Annotated in this window: 12 protein-coding genes; 9 read left to right on the plus strand and 3 right to left on the minus strand. The window is 40.7% G+C overall.

The window, feature by feature from the left end; translation table 11 throughout:
• From V7K50_RS04745 to hetR, 8 genes are all read left to right on the plus strand, one after another.
• Positions 1–2,457, plus strand: coding sequence for a 3'-5' exonuclease (locus V7K50_RS04745; protein WP_334957751.1), 2,457 nt, complete (start codon positions 1–3; stop codon positions 2,455–2,457).
• 243 nt (positions 2,458–2,700) lie between these two features.
• Positions 2,701–3,162, plus strand: a complete 462-nt coding sequence (locus V7K50_RS04750) for a helix-turn-helix domain-containing protein (protein WP_334957753.1) — start codon at positions 2,701–2,703, stop codon at positions 3,160–3,162.
• Positions 3,163–3,369: 207 nt separating this feature from the next.
• On the plus strand, positions 3,370–3,831 hold the full coding sequence (locus tag V7K50_RS04755) for a PIN domain-containing protein (RefSeq protein WP_334957755.1): 462 nt from the start codon (positions 3,370–3,372) through the stop codon (positions 3,829–3,831).
• 49 nt (positions 3,832–3,880) lie between these two features.
• On the plus strand, positions 3,881–4,927 hold the full coding sequence (locus tag V7K50_RS04760) for a zinc-dependent dehydrogenase (RefSeq protein WP_334957757.1): 1,047 nt from the start codon (positions 3,881–3,883) through the stop codon (positions 4,925–4,927).
• A 72-nt stretch (positions 4,928–4,999) separates the two neighbouring features.
• Positions 5,000–6,316: an inorganic phosphate transporter gene (locus V7K50_RS04765; protein WP_334957759.1), complete on the plus strand. Its 1,317-nt coding sequence runs from the start codon at positions 5,000–5,002 to the stop codon at positions 6,314–6,316.
• Positions 6,317–7,124: 808 nt separating this feature from the next.
• Positions 7,125–9,458 carry an EamA family transporter gene (locus tag V7K50_RS04770; protein WP_334957760.1) on the plus strand — a complete coding sequence of 778 codons (2,334 nt, stop codon included), beginning with the start codon at positions 7,125–7,127 and terminating at the stop codon, positions 9,456–9,458.
• Entirely contained in the window at positions 9,459–9,596 is a 138-nt protein-coding gene (locus tag V7K50_RS04775) for a hypothetical protein (RefSeq protein ID WP_334957762.1), read from the plus strand.
• Positions 9,597–11,329: 1,733 nt separating this feature from the next.
• The gene (gene hetR / locus V7K50_RS04780; protein WP_334957764.1) at positions 11,330–12,229 is read left to right on the plus strand and encodes a heterocyst differentiation master regulator HetR; all 900 of its coding nucleotides are present in this window, start codon (positions 11,330–11,332) and stop codon (positions 12,227–12,229) included.
• 559 nt (positions 12,230–12,788) lie between these two features.
• On the opposite strand, the gene asnS is transcribed toward hetR, so the two are convergent.
• Both asnS and V7K50_RS04790 read right to left on the minus strand, forming a co-directional pair.
• Positions 12,789–14,180: an asparagine--tRNA ligase gene (gene asnS / locus V7K50_RS04785; protein ID WP_334957766.1), complete on the minus strand. Its 1,392-nt coding sequence runs from the start codon at positions 14,178–14,180 to the stop codon at positions 12,789–12,791.
• A 167-nt stretch (positions 14,181–14,347) separates the two neighbouring features.
• On the minus strand, positions 14,348–14,710 hold the full coding sequence (locus tag V7K50_RS04790) for a hypothetical protein (RefSeq protein WP_334958361.1): 363 nt from the start codon (positions 14,708–14,710) through the stop codon (positions 14,348–14,350).
• Between the two features lie 121 nt (positions 14,711–14,831).
• Between V7K50_RS04790 and V7K50_RS04795 the strand changes: the two genes are divergently transcribed.
• The gene (locus tag V7K50_RS04795) at positions 14,832–15,110 is read left to right on the plus strand and encodes a DUF6439 family protein (protein ID WP_334958363.1); all 279 of its coding nucleotides are present in this window, start codon (positions 14,832–14,834) and stop codon (positions 15,108–15,110) included.
• Positions 15,111–15,190: 80 nt separating this feature from the next.
• On the opposite strand, the gene V7K50_RS04800 is transcribed toward V7K50_RS04795, so the two are convergent.
• Entirely contained in the window at positions 15,191–15,640 is a 450-nt protein-coding gene (locus V7K50_RS04800; RefSeq protein ID WP_334803947.1) for an ATP-binding protein, read from the minus strand.
• Positions 15,641–15,840 lie beyond the last annotated feature (200 nt).

A 15,840-nucleotide genomic window follows, 5' to 3' on the forward strand; every position in this document is an offset into this window, starting at 1 on the left:
ATGTCTCAAACCCAAGCAAACCCAGAACAACTAAAAATCATCAACCACATCAACGGAGCAATATTAGTACTTGCTCCTGTGGGAACTGGTAAAACCCGCGTTTTATCAGAAAGGGTTGTAAAAGCTATTAATAGCGGTATTCCTGCTCAAAAAATACTATGTCTAACTTTCACTAACCGCGCAGCTAAAGAAATGAGCGAACGGTTAGCAGAAATTTGTCCAAAGGAGTTCCGCTACATTACCATCAAGACATTTCATAGTTTATGTACTTCAATACTGCGAGTAGAAGCTCGTCAAATTGGTTTACCAGCAGATTTTGTAGTTTATGATGATGGTGACTGTCTTGGACTAATTAAAGATATTTTCCGTCTCACAAAAGACAAAGAAGCTCAAGATAAGTTTTCTCAATTAACTGATTGTAAAGTTAAAGCTAGTCAATTGCAGTTATCTCCCAATTATCCCTTAGAAAAATTATTTGCACCTTTAGGAATAGGTGATGCAAAATTAGCTAGTCAATATCAAAGCATTCTCCAAGAACGTCATGCTCTTGATTTTGCTGACTTAATCTTTTATGTTCGTTCAATACTAAATTCCTATCCTGAAATTCAACAAAGATGGAAGCAACGCTTTGACTTTATCCAAGTTGATGAAGTACAAGATACTCATCTATCTGAATATGAAATCGTCCGTTGTTTAGCTTCTCGTACTGGAAATATTGCTATGATTGGTGATTTAGACCAAACTATTTACGAGTGGAGAGGTTCTGAACCTGATAAATTTATTAGTCAATTTAAACAAGAGTTTCAACCTCAAGAATATTCTCTGACTTGGAATTATCGCGCTACTCAAACCTTACTTAATGCTGCTTCTGGTTTTGCTGACTCTTTTGAACAAAGATACACAAAAATTAGCCCTGCGCCTAATTGTGAGGTTGGAGAATTAATTCCAGTTTATGCAGGTAAAAATGAATTGGATGAAGCAAAATGGATTGCAACACAGATTCAAAAATTAGCTAATAATGACCCCAATTTTCTCTATAACCGTATTGCTGTTTTAACTAGAAATCATAAACGAATTGAGGTTATTACTAAAGTTTTAGAAAAGTTAAATGTTCCCTGTGTAACAGTTGAGCAACATCAATTCTTCATGCGTCAGGAAGTTAAAGATGCTTTGGCTTATCTACGATTAATATTAAATCCTTTTGATACAGGTTCAATGCGTCGGATGTTACTGCGTCCAAATCGGGGAATTGGTTCTGTCACTATTGAGAATGTTATCAAAGAGGGAGAAGATTGTGGGTTTAAACTCACTGATATGGCTTCAACTCAAACTTTTATTGATGGTGATCCTTTTAGTAATTTACTAATTGCTTATAATTCTGGCACAATTGTTGTTTTTGATGTGGAAACAACTGGTTTTTCAGCGAGTCAAGATGAAGTTATTGAAATTGCTGCTTCTAAATTAGTTGCAGGGAAACTAGAAGCAGAATTTCATGCTTATATTGCCAATACTGTTCCAGTGGGAGAATCAGAACAAATACATGGTTATAGTGATGATTTTCTATCCGCAAATGGTAGACCTTCAATTGATGTTTTACAGGAATTTTTAGGCTTTACTCAAGATGCTTTTTTAGTTGGGCATAATCTTGGCTTTGATATCAAGATGATAACAGCCCATGCTCAAAAAGTCGGTTTATTCACTCCGAAATTTAAATGGGCAGATACTTGGGATTTAGCTAAACGCTTTATAGAATCAGATAGCTATAGTCTTGAAGCTTTGGCAACTAAGTTAAAGCTGACTCAATTACCCAGTCATCGTGCAATTGACGATACTCGCACAACGGTTGAATTGCTGGCAATTTTAATACCTCTAATTGGAATTCATACTGACTATCGCCAAGCTTTAGTCTATCGTTATGGAGAAGAGTTTGAAAATTTAGCTAATGATATTGAGAGTTGGAGAGATGCTAGTCAAAAATTACGCCCAGCAGATTTATTAGGTAAAATTTTAGTTGAGTCTGGTTTATATGACTATTATCACCAGGACAAATCAAAACGCTTAGAGAATATCAAACGGCTAGTAAAGATTTTTCAAGCACAGGATGATTTAGAACTTCATCCAGATACAGCACTCAGAAGTATTATTGAGTATACTGCATTAGCGAAAAACTTAGATCAAATTTCTCAAGATAATAATCAAGTCCTTGTTATCACAATTCATCAATCAAAAGGCTTAGAATTCGATACAGTTTTTCTAGCAGGTATATCTGAAGATGAATTTCCTACTTATTTCAGTGTGCGTGATAGTAATTTAGAAGAGGAAAAACGTTTATTTTATGTAGCTATGACAAGGGCAAAAAAACGCTTGTTTATATCGTTTTTTATGAAAGATTCTAAAAACTACTCGAAGTCCAAAAGTCAGTTTATTGCTTCACTCCCTTGTGAGTATTTAGTTTAAACTATAGGAATCCAACTTGAGTATTGCTAAGTATACTGAGAACCAAAACTTGATCTGGTAATATTTCAGTCAGCTTGGCTTTTCAAAAATCAAATAGTATAGATAAAAGCGGGCATCTTGCCCACACCACAAGATTAGATCAATTATTTTTTACCCCTGGAATATAGACAGGTGCTTGATTTTTATTTCGTTTATTGCGTTTGTGTAATACAATCAAAATAAAATAGCAAGCTAACCCTCTTTATGAATACCTTCTTATCTAACCAAAATCTGCCGACTGATTCCAGTCGGATTACAGAAGCCGAAGCTGAGGCTATAAAGCAACTTGAATACATACTCAATCAGGAAAAAAATCAACTGAAATTAGCAGCAAATGGCGAAGAAATGACTATTCCTGATTCTGTATTTCGTGTATTACGCCAAGTAGTGCAGGCAATGGCATCAGGCAAATATGTATCTATAGTTACACATAATCCAGAGTTAACAACACAACAAGCGGCTGATTTGTTGAATGTATCACGTCCCTATCTGATTAAATTATTAGAGCAGGGTGAGCTTCCTTATATTATGGTAGGAACTCATAGACGGGTGAAATTTGAGGATTTAATCAAATATAAACAGCAAAGGGATACTAAACGTGGACAATTGTTACAGGAACTAATAGAAATGAGTCAAGAAGCTGGACTTTATGATTATGAAGAATAATTAAAATAGTCAAATTACTATGCCTAATGTAATCTTAGATGCTTGTGTTTTGTTTCCAATGTACCTACGAGATACCTTACTTTCTACAGTTGAGGCTGGTTTGTATGGACATTACAGCGCTTCCCGCTATTATGCAATACAGTTTTCTCCTTGCCCCTCTTTTAGCATAGCTTTCAGCTTTGAGGATGTACCTCATAGCTGCCGTAAGTGCTGTATTGGTCACAAAAAATCTTAGATGAAGCAATAGGAAATCTGATCAATAAAGGATATATGTCAAATGAGGGAGCGAGAAATTTAGAAGCGGTCATGAAAGCAGCTTTTCCCGAAGCGATGATTGAAGTACCTATAGGACTGGAAGAATTAATGACAAATCATCCTAAAGATCGTCATGTTCTGGCTGCTGCTGTAGTTGCTAAAGCAAAGATTATTGTTACCAGAAATATTAAAGATTTTCAGGATCAAGATTTAAACTATTGGAATGTAAGAACACAGTCACCAGATGATTTTCTTTGTGATCTATTTGAACAATATCCTAAAATAATGGTTCAAATTTTGCTGAAACAATCTCAAAACTATAAAAGAAATCCTCGGACTGTTGTCGAATTACTAGATAAGCTGAGTAACCAGATACCAAAATTTTCCGAAAAAATCCGCACTTTCATAACCTAACCTGAACCGCTTGATGTTACATCTATAACATCAAGCGGTGAAAATCAACATGAAAGCACAGGTATTTAGAGGCGTTAATCAACTTTCTTACGAAGATATCCCAGTTCCAACTCTGGAACCAGATGAAGTGCTGGTACAGGTGCGGGTTGTGGGGTTGTGTCAGTCAGATATAAAAAAAATTCGTTATCCGCTTTATGAACCGCCGCGCATTTTTGGACATGAAACTGCCGGCACGATCGCAGCAATAGGCAATAATGTCAAAGGTTGGCAAGTTGGACAACGGGTAGCGGTGATGCACCACATCCCTTGTATGCGTTGCGCCTACTGCCTAAATGATAATTTCTCCATGTGTAATGTTTACAAAAACATCTCCACTACCGCAGGTTTTAACGCCAGTGGTGGCGGTTTTGCCGATTATGTCAAGGTTCCTGGACATATTGTGGAAAATGGTGGGTTGATTCCCATCCCGGATAACATCAGTTTTGAAGAAGCCAGTTTTGTCGAACCGACTAATTGCTGCTTGAAAGCTGTGAAAAAAGCTCAAATTGCTCCAGGACAAACTGTATTAGTTACTGGTGCTGGGCCAATTGGGTTAATGTTTATCATGTTGGTGAAGTATTTCGGAGCAAAAGCGATCGCTACCGATTTACTACCCTCTAGAATTGATAAAGCCTTGAGTGTCGGTGCAGAGGCGGCTTTTGATGCCCGTGATCCCGATTTAACCGCCAAAATTCATGCCTTAACTGGTGGACTAGGTGTTGATATTACCTTGCTGGCTGTTCCTAGCGAGAAAGCCTTCTTTCAAGCACTTGATAGTACCCGCAAAGGCGGTAAAATCTTGTTTTTCGCGGAATTCCCTGATGAAGTGGAAATTCCCATTAATCCCAATGTCCTCTATCGTCGGGAAATCGACTTGATCGGTAGTTATAGCTCATCTTATCGGCTTCAGAATCTCTCAGCCGATATTGTGTTTAATCAGCGAATTGATGTAAAAGCGTTGATTAGCGATCGCTATCCCTTAAAAGATTTATCAGCAGCTGTAGAGCAAGCGATCGCACCCACACCGGATACTTATAAAATCTTAATTTATCCGTAAAAGAAAGATGAGGGGAATGAGGAAGCAATTTTTCTCCCTCATCTCCCTCTGCTCTTCATCAGCCTAATAAAAATGCTTATTACCCAAGTTGCAGTCGCTCTACTAGCTTTCTACGTCGCCTGGAATCTCGGAGCAAATGATGTCGCTAACGCGATGGGAACCTCTGTAGGTTCTAAAGCTGTTACTCTCAAACAAGCGATAATCATTGCAGGGGTATTAGAGTTTACGGGTGCTGTATTGTTTGGACATGAGGTAACGGAAACCCTAGCAACGAAAATTGCTAATCCCGCCTTATTCGCAGCTACACCCCAAATATTCGTTGTTGGGATGGTAACGGTGCTAATTTCTTGTGGTGTCTGGTTGCAAATTGCCACATCACGGGGTTTACCAGTGTCATCTTCTCATGCCGTTGTTGGTGCGATCGCTGGATTTAGTTGGGTAGCTTTGGGATCAGGTGCAATTGATTGGTCATCAATTGGCTTGATTACCATTGGCTGGATTTTAACACCGTTAATTAGTGGTGCGATCGCAGCTTTATTTTACAGTCAAATCAAACACTGGATTTTGGATCAACCGAATCAAGTAGTCCAGTTACAAGAATGGATTCCCTGGTTGAGTACTCTGCTGCTAGGTGTATTCGGCGTGATTGTATTACCATCGCTGACAGAACCGCTAACCAATTTTGTAATTGAGCAAGTTGGTTTTACAATCCCTGCTTACGACATCCCCCTATTAACGGGTGCAATAGCAGTTGTTGGACTCACAATAATTAGTTGGCGACAATTAGGGGAGATTGAAAAAGGGGGATTGGAGGAAACATTTTTACCCCAGACTCAGGAATTACCATCAATCCAAAATCCAAAATCTAAAATCCAAAATCCCGTTGAGGGCATATTCGCCCGATTCCAACTGCTAAGTGCTTGCTTCGTAGCCTTTGCTCATGGTTCTAATGATGTGGGAAATGCGATCGCTCCTTTAGCTGCGATCGTTTACATTAATCGTACTGGTAGCGTACCCATCGATGGTATCACTATCCCCCTTTGGATTTTAATCCTTGGTGGTGCTGGTATTGTTGGTGGTTTAGCCGTCTGGGGTAAAAAAGTCATCGCCACCATCGGCGAAAACATCATTTCCTTGCAACCTAGTAGTGGATTTTGTGCCGAACTTGCTACGGCTACTACCATCCTCATCGCTTCCCGGCTCGGTTTACCAGTCTCCACTTCCCACGCTCTCGTCGGTGGTGTAGTTGGTATTGGACTGGTGCAAAATCTCAAGTCGATTAAGTTCCAAACACTAAAAGGCATTGCCGCCGCATGGATAATTACAATCCCCGTGAGTGCTGGACTAAGCGCTGCCATCTTTAGCATCGCCCGGATTTTATTATTCTAAAGGAACTCCAAGAAATAAATTATCCAATATTGTGGGGTGGGCAACATGAACGCCTAGTTGATATGGCTCTCGTGTCGTCCACCCCACAAGAGTTAATTGGATATTTTTTTATTTGTCAGTCCCTAAGAATTATTAATATTTTCCTTATTTTTTCCTCTACTGCATTTACTCAATGCAAAACCGAGACTGCAACAACGCCAAAAAAGTGTCCTTTTGCAGAATTGCTGCTGATTCATTAGAATGTTGTGCAGGGGACAGCGTAATCTTTGAATTTCCACAGAAAGATACTTTAATCTCGATTTAGAGATATAAACTGTCACACAAGTTACATTCCACACAAATTTGCAGCTAGTTTCGCAAATCAGACAGTTTTGTGGCAGTAGCGCACACCTGCAAATCTTTGAAAATTCTGATTGGCAGCAAAACAATAAATATTTATTTGGAGTGAGATTTATTTAAAAGTAAAAATCTCATTGGCAAATAATTGATGAAAATTAAACTGGACAAAAACAAAACAAGTCCCAGTTAAAGCCACTTCCAGGCGTAGCGATAAATCCCAAATCTCAAATCTCAAATCTCAAATCGAATGGCTAACTGCTTGTCAATTGTGAAGAAAACACGGTGTAGTAACCCGTAGACCAAGTTTAATGCTTTGCTAACCTGTGTCTAGTATGACAGAATTACGTTGAAATGCGGAAGTGCTGTTAAAATTTTTAATTTATCTGACAAAATACAGGAAATTAGGATGACCGCCAATAAAGTGTACCGGAAGCAGCTTTATCGTCAAAGTGTTAGAGGTTAGAAGCTAATGGGGCGATTCGAGAAGCAACCAGAAAACCCAAGAGTCAGAGGCGAGCTATCCAGAGCAGCAGAAAATGCTCTTTGGGCTGTAGTTGAAGATTTAGAGAATCTTCAGCAGAATGTCCTCAGAGCCTTGCAGGAAGACGTAAAGCGGCTTCAGTCAGAAAAAAACCGGTTATCTGATGAAATTCAAAGCTTGGTAGAGGAAAAAGAGCATTTACAACAAGTGCGCCAAATTACTGAGCAGCAAGTGTTAATTCGGCAACTGGCAGAAGTTCTGGCCAAGCATATATCTTCACAACTGCAATCCTCTCTGGCAACTTTAGCTAATCAAAATATAGACGGCAAATCTTATGAACAAGCGGCGCTAAAGTCTGCTGAAGTGAGCAGCAATGTAGTAGGTGAAATCAATGAAAAAGTCGAACACATGTTTGACAGTCTCGATGACACCGTTACTGTTACTTTTAACTCGTTGCAGCAGGAGTTGAAAAACTATCAAAGTAATCTTTCCCAACAGTTGTCACGGATGTACAGCCAGCAGCAGCAAGGGGAAACGATTTTGACGGAGTTTGTTAATCGCCTGCATGGAGAACTAGAAAAAACTATAGAAGAAACTTCCCGCAAGCCACCAACAGCAGGTACACCTACTGTTTTGCAGTTTACGGAACCAGAGAAAAACAGTTCTTTTGAGACATCCCCACCACCGTTTGGCGAAGTAGCAAGAAGTTATCCTGAGCCAATTCCCCCGATTCCCAATAAATTTTCAGAAGGGGAAACCATATCAGAGCCAACCGTTGTTAGAGAAAATGCCGCAAACCTAATTTCTACCCCCAGCCAGGAGTTGTCCCAAAGGGAAAGGACATCAGAGCCGCAGGTTGTGAGAGAAAACGCCGCGAATCCAATTTCTACCCCCAGCCCGGAGTTGTCCCAAAGGGAAAGGACATCAGAGCCGCAGGTTGTGAGAGAAAACGCCGCGAATCCAATTTCTGTCCCCAATCAGGATTTGTCCCAAAGGGAAACGACATCAGAACCGAACTCGGCTGTAGTTCCGCCACCAAAGGACGATGCTACCGAACCAATTTCTGTCCTCAATAACGACTTATCGGAAAACGAAACGACATCAGAGCCTCCCCTTACATCTTTGCTACAGCCCAGAGTAATGCGGCCTTCTCCAAAGAATCCTAATGAACCACTTATTGTCCGCCGCAAGAACGTATCAGAGAGCAAAGCTAAATCCTCACCAACTACTGAGCTAGAGCCGCAGCCGGAAGCAAAACCCCCACAATCGCGATCGCCTAATTCCTCTGGCTTATCCACACTCCAAATCGGTTTCTTGTTGATTGTCTCATCGGTAGTGGTATCGTCGCTTTACAACGTAGCCATTAAGGTGATTTTCCACGAAGGTTCTCAGATTTTTGGAGTATTAGAGGTAGAGCAGTTGCTACCCCCGACTTTGGGCAATACTCTGTTAATTTTGACGCTCCGGTTTATGGTAGTGGTACCACTGATGGTATTGTTGTCTCCTATATTGCATCCAAGATTATGGCAAGACTTGGACAACTTGGCCGCTTCAGTGCGAGGAAACCCCACACCTACCAATGCCGCTACGAAGCAGATTTTGATATTGTCCATTGTGAGTGGGTGCTTTTTATTCTTGTCTCAGGTGCTAATCTACATTGCGATCGCTCAAGTCCCAACTGGAATGGCGATCGCACTGTTCTTTATCTATCCAATGGTTAGTGGATTATTGTCGTGGTTTCTGTTCCGCGATCGCCCCACCATCTTCCGGATCGGTGCGATCGCCGCCATTTGCTGCGGTGAATTGTTGGTTTTAGGTGGTTCTCCCAATATCGGTATCAGTAATACTTCAATGGGAAGCAGCACCGCCATTCTTTCGGGCGTAGCTTTTGCTGCTTACATAATTCTGACGCGGGTTTGTGCCAGCAAACTGCATCCGGTGACTTTTACTTTAATTAACTTCGCTACCATGTTGTTATTGAGCTTTATCTGCTTGATGCTACCTTTGCCAAGTAGTTGGAACTTGGTAGTAGTTGACCCCTCGAAAATGCTGGAACTAGTTTTAAGCGCATTTATTTTGGGTGTGCTGACTCTTGCCGGCTATTTGCTCAACAATATTGGTATTAGTAAACTAGGTGCCTCGCGTTCGGCGCTCATCGGTGGTAGCATCCCAGTTTTAACCGTGATTTTCGCTGGGCTAATTATTCAAGAAAATTTAGATATTGTGCAAATTCTGGGAGTGTTATTTGTAACCTTCGGCGCGGCTGCTTTCAGCTTTGAAACAATGCGAAATCAGGTTAAACCCTCTAGTCCGACAAACTAAATGACGAGTTCAATCAGCTTAAGTGTGATGGGAGCTACTTTATCTCCCATCACCCTCAGCATGAATCGTGACGCTAAATCATCTGTGATCAACCAGATCCCCGACTTCGTAAAAGTTGTCGGGGATTTAAGTTTTTAGGAATGATTTTGGACTGGTGTATGGATGCAGATAAGCTAAACCACATCTAGTTTGCATATTCAAAATTAATATAACTCTTGTGGGGTGGGCAACATGAGCGCCTTAATTATACAAATTAAATACGCAACAGCTTAATACTTAATAGATCAGCAAGAAGTAATCAGAATAACTTAACTTGTAATATATTTTTAGGGATTTTGCCTGATACAGGTAGGGAAAACACGTATATATAAGCAGTACTACTCATACTGACTCCAGCAGTTCAGCTTGAGTACTTGCTCAGAGAGGATATTGGCAAGGAGTTAAGACCATTGCAGCACATTTTGGAACTAGGAGATGAAGAGTTGCAGATACATGAATATGTGGAGCGATCGCCCGTAAAACAGCTAGTACCTTTATCCTACGAAAAACCCTGCAAGTAACGCGAAATTCAAATTTCCTTATTTCGATACTCTTGTGTTTCGTGAGATGGTATCTTTATTTCTGTCGGTCTTGACTAGTCAATTTAGTCTGCGTAGGCGTAGCCCACCGTAGGTATCGCCCAGATGCCCAGAAAAAGCAGCTTATATCGTAGTCGGCTGAGGACTATCCTCCTTTTATAGCAACAAGTATCTACGTAATTCAAGTCTCCCAAATATATAAAACAGCGAGGTGAAAACATACTTGAAAGTAGCCAGTGAATTAGTTAAATCATGAAAAATTAAAATTCTTTCATGAAAAAAATATAAATTCATTGAAAAAAGTCTCTACATAATCATCAGATGTAATCCAAGATGTTTTATTATATGTATGGCTAGTAAATAATATTTCCGTTATTAGGAAAAGCAACAAAGCCTTATGGCTACGCGATTCAGTCAGAATTAATCGCGGTATTCTGTGTCAAATTCTCAAAAAAAATGATAAATCAGACTTGGATTTAATAGTCAATATGAAATATCATCAAACCTTGATTTAAGCAGAATAGAAACTATTTAAATACGCATGATTGATAAACTTTAAAATATAGAATTTTATTTCATAAGCAAAAAATAATGATATGATAATAAACAATATGTGAAAAGAAACAGGTATTTTGAAATTGGAATTATTCGCTCTACTTGATGCCTACTATCTTCCCTCAAGCCAACGGCTGATAATGCCGAGACATCACCGGAGGTTGTTAACGGGATGATATTTCACTAAGAGCCGTGTGGCTCAACCTCTAAATGTGGCTACACCTGGTAAGCGATTTCTTTTTAGACCACTCCCAATTATTTCTAGCCACCTGTGTACTACAAATAATTCATCAAAGCTGAAAAACCCATCTTTTTCTAATAACAGATATCCCAGATGAACCGTGCAAACTTATTTTTACTCCCAGTCGGCATCATGCCATAATTAGGTGTAATCGGTTTGATCTTGTTGCTCTTAAAAGATGAGAAAAACCCCAGAAAACTGAAAAGCTTTGTAGATTAATTGCAACATAGTTGACTTTTGGGACGTAATCGCCCTCAGCTAGACTTGGCGATGTTTGTAATTTTCTGGTCAAATGTAGGGACAGTTATTAGTAACAATACTAAATCTGCTTATGTTCCAGAAAATATGCGAAAATGGTAGTTTGCGCTACCGCCGATCTCATAGTTATCGCATACTAATATAATCTGAAGTGGAAAAATCGCCTTCAGCCAGGTGTCTACTACCTAATTCTCACTCGATTAAAAATTCTGTAAACGTGCTATTCAATTGTCTGTAATATGAGTAACGATATAGATCTGATCAAACGTCTTGACCCCAGTGCGATGGATCAGATCATGCTTTATCTGGCTTTTAGTGCCATGCGGACGAGTGGGCACAGGCATGGGGCATTTTTAGACGCAGCCGCAACAGCAGCAAAGTGTGCAATTTATATGACCTATCTTGAGCAGGGACAAAACCTGCGGATGACAGGGCATTTGCACCACCTAGAGCCGAAACGAGTAAAAATTATTGTAGAAGAAGTCAGACAGGCGCTAACAGAAGGCAAGTTGTTAAAAATGCTGGGTTCTCAGGAACCTCGCTATCTAATTCAATTGCCTTATGTCTGGCTAGAGAAGTATCCTTGGCAACCGGGGCGATCGCGTGTTCCTGGTAGCAATCTGACAAGTGAAGAAAAAAGACAAATTGAGCAGAAACTACCAAGTAATCTACCTGATGCCCAGTTAGTAAGCTCCTTTGAGTTTCTGGATTTGATTGAGTTTTTGCACAGGCGATCGCAAGAAGACTTGCCAACCGAACACCAAATGCCATTGAGTGAAGCCTTGGGTGAGCATATCAAGCGGCGTCTACTCTACTCAGGCACGGTAACACGCATTGATTCTCCTTGGGGAATGCCCTTCTACGCTCTTACCCGTCCTTTTTATGCCCCAGCAGACGATCAAGAACGTACCTACATCATGGTAGAAGATACCGCTCGGTATTTCCGCATGATGAAAAATTGGGCAGAACGGCGACGAAATGCCATGCGCTTACTGGAAGAACTTGATATACTGCCAGAAAAAATGGAACAGGCTATGGAAGAATTGGATGAAGTTATCCGTGCCTGGGCAGATAAATATCACCAAGATGGTGGTATTCCAGTGGTTTTACAGACGGTTTTTGGCGAAAGAAAAGACTAGTAAGCTGTTGTGCCTTTAATTTGCACTAATATTTTTTGAATGTGATTGTGGGGTGGGTATTTTGCCATTGGTGTCAAGTTAAGGTCGATGCCCAGATATCAAGCAATCTTGAGGCAGTGCGTCAGCGACACCGACGCACTGCCTTAAGCAATCCTATGGAATGTTGATCCTCGACTAACCTTTCTTAGGAGTTGTAGTTGTGGATTTTGTGTAGGCATAGCCCAACCTAGGCATCGTGCGCCATTGAAAAAATATAAACTGCGAAAAACCATCTCCAGGGAAATACGTTCTAAGGTTTGTTGCAAAGCCACAGCGATATCAGCAAACAAATCACAAACTTGCTGTAGTGAAAGTTGTTGAACATTAGTCCTTGCGTACCTGGACTGATTAACTCAAACAGTCTATATTCCAATACGCTTGGGTTAAGGATTTTTGGTGCTAATTTTAGACCTGTAGAGATGCGAAATTTCGCGTCTCTACCAAGGGTTTTGGGCTTAACTGAACGGTATTGGCCTATATTCTATTTCTTGGCTTGATGAGTCAGTGTGGGTAATTCACACTAAAACTCAGCACTTTGGGGTGTACGGGGAAAGGGAATCACATCACGAATATTTGCCATACCCGTTATGAATTGCACAAGTCGTTCAAAACCCAACCCGAAACCAGCATGGGGGACACTACCATAACGACGCAAATCTAGATACCACCACAAATCTTCTGGGTTTAATCCTTGCGCTAACACGCGGCGTTCTAATACTTCCAAGCGTTCTTCGCGCTGGGAACCGCCGACAATTTCGCCAATTTTCGGTGCGAGAATATCCATTGCGCGGACAGTTTTTTCATCGTCGTTTAAACGCATATAAAATGCTTTGATTTGCGCTGGGTAATCTGTAACAATTACTGGCTTTTTGAACTGTTGTTCAGCTAGGTAGCGTTCGTGTTCTGATTGTAAATCTAAACCCCAACTCACGGGATATTCAAATTTAACATCAGCTTTTTCCAAAAGTTTGATGGCTTCTGTATAAGTTAAGCGTTCAAACTGATTATTAATAATATTTTCGGCTGTGGACAACACAGATTTATCAATGCGTTCATTGAAAAATTCCATGTCTTCTGGGCAAGTTTGCAACACATATTTAAAAATGTGTTTGAGAAACGCTTCAGCTAAATCCATATCGCCTTCTAAGTCACAAAAAGCCATTTCTGGCTCAACCATCCAAAATTCTGCTAGGTGGCGCGAGGTATTGGAATTTTCTGCACGGAAGGTAGGGCCAAAGGTGTAGACGTTAGAAAATGCCATCGCCATCACTTCCGCTTCCAACTGGCCGCTAACTGTTAAATATGTGGGTTTCGCAAAAAAGTCTTGGCTGTAATCTACTGCTTGATTATCTGTGCGGGGAATATTCTTTAAATCTAAACTGGTAACGCTAAACAGTTCACCCGCGCCTTCGCAATCGCTAGCAGTGATGATGGGTGTGTGTACCCACAAAAAGCCTCTTTCTTGGAAAAATTGGTGAATTGCTGCCGAACAAGCATTTCTGACGCGGAAAACGGCACCAAAGGAATTGGTACGCGATCGCAAATGTCCAATGGTTCGCAGAAACTCAAAGGAATGGCGTTTCTTTTGCAGAGGATATGTATCGGGATCAGCTTCGCCGTAAACTTTCACTGTCTCGGCTTTCAACTCAATTCGCTGTCCTTTACCAAGAGAAGCCACTAGTACCCCTGTTGCTTCGACAGCAGCACCCGTATTTAGTTTTTTCAATATAGCTTCGTAATCTGGCAAATCCTGATTAATGACGACTTGCAAATTAGCTAGTGATGAGCCGTCATTGACTTCAATAAAAGCAAACCCTTTGGATTCGCGTTTCGTCCGCACCCAGCCTTGCACTTTGAGGGACTCATCAGGTTCGCCACTTCGCAATATTTCTGCAATCCGTCGATTTGCCATATTTTACAACTTATATTTCGTCAACGTAGTGAGTACAAATATTAAAGAATCTTAACCATTTAATCCAATTCAAAATCTCAAATCGTTCGACTGAGCGACTTGTGCCGAGCATCTCGACTTCGCTTGATGGAGCCGGAGCCGAGGTAAGCCGAAGTCCAAAATTGAGATTACCCAGCATAAGACTTTAATATCCAGCCTATGATAACGCCCATTCCACCAAAGCGGACGACTTGCCAGAAAGGTTTTTTCAGGCTACGCCAAGAAAATAACTGACTTTCTAAGTTGAGTTCTAGCATTTCCAACTGCCGTTGAATTTGCCGTAACTCTGCTTTGATTTCTGGTGTCTGAGATTTATTGTGCTTCAGTTGATCCCGACGCTGTTGCCATTGTGCCTGTTGTTGGCGATCGCGTTGCACTTGATCGTAACGTTCTTTTAAGGAGAGGAGCGATCGCTCTACTTCCTCTAATTCTTGCTCAAAGTCTGGTTCTGGATTTTCCCCTGGCGGTTGTGATTGTTTAGACGGCTTCATGTACAAGTAGTAAACTAAGATTAAATTGTGAACCAATAGTCATTAGTCATTGGTCATTAGTCATTTTCGGTTATTCACCAAGGACAAAGGACAAATGACAAAGGACAAAGGACTTAAAATTATGTCTCAATCTACCCAGCTGCCCAAAACCACTCAACTGAATGAACTTAGTACTTTGGAACTAGCTCAAGCCCTAATGGAAAGGTTGAGCATTTCCCCTGACGATTGGCATCGCCTCAAGTCTAACCGCAATTCTCGCGCTAATGAACAAGTGGCAGCAGCGATTGTGTATCTTTTAAAGAATCAGCCACAAGAAGCTCAAGCTAGATTAGAACAAGCAGTTGGTTGGTTAGATCGCTCCATTTCTGCGCCTCCCTGTCCGAGTCACGGAAAAAGTTAGGAGTGAGGAGTTAGGAGTTAAAAGTTTTAAGCTCCTAACTCCTGTAGAGACGCGATTAGTCGCGTCTCTCTTAACTCCTCTTATCGTCGCAGAGATAATCCCCGGCGATTCTCCATTTGTTTACAAAGCCTCAATTCTGTGCCTTTGCGATTCCACTGCACCTGATCAAAAATTTGATGCAGAAGACATAAACCACGACCACTTTCTGCCTCATCTGGCGGTAAATAGTCTGTTGGTTCTTCATCACTAGTTGATGAAGGAGTAAAGCCGCTACCCTGGTCTGATATTATCCACCAATATTGATTATCTATTAAGGAAAAACGAACTACAACTGTTTTACTGGGATCAAGATTATTGCCATGTTTAGCTGCGTTTACAAGGGCTTCTTGAAGTCCTAAGCGCAGTTCTGCTTGTAATTTTGCTGGAATTTCTGCCAACAATAAATCTAAGATGGGACAAAGGTAGAGGGTTGAGGCAAAACTAATAGTGCCCCAATAACGTCCAACTGGACGGAGTGAGATAGTAATCACAAGAGAAACCCCATAGCTTTCAGTTAGCTAGACATCAGTTTGCTATTACAGTCACCCTGATAAAACTTGAGGTGGTCATGCTGCCTTCAAACTTGCGTCTTTAAAACTAAATTTTGAAAATGCTAGGGAGCATTGGCTCTATAGTATGAGTTGGAATTGGTTATATATCTCGGCTGGAATAAGTTTGATAATGATGTCAG

Source organism: Nostoc sp. (assembly GCF_036917135.1).
Classification (GTDB): Bacteria; Cyanobacteriota; Cyanobacteriia; order Cyanobacteriales; family Nostocaceae; genus Nostoc.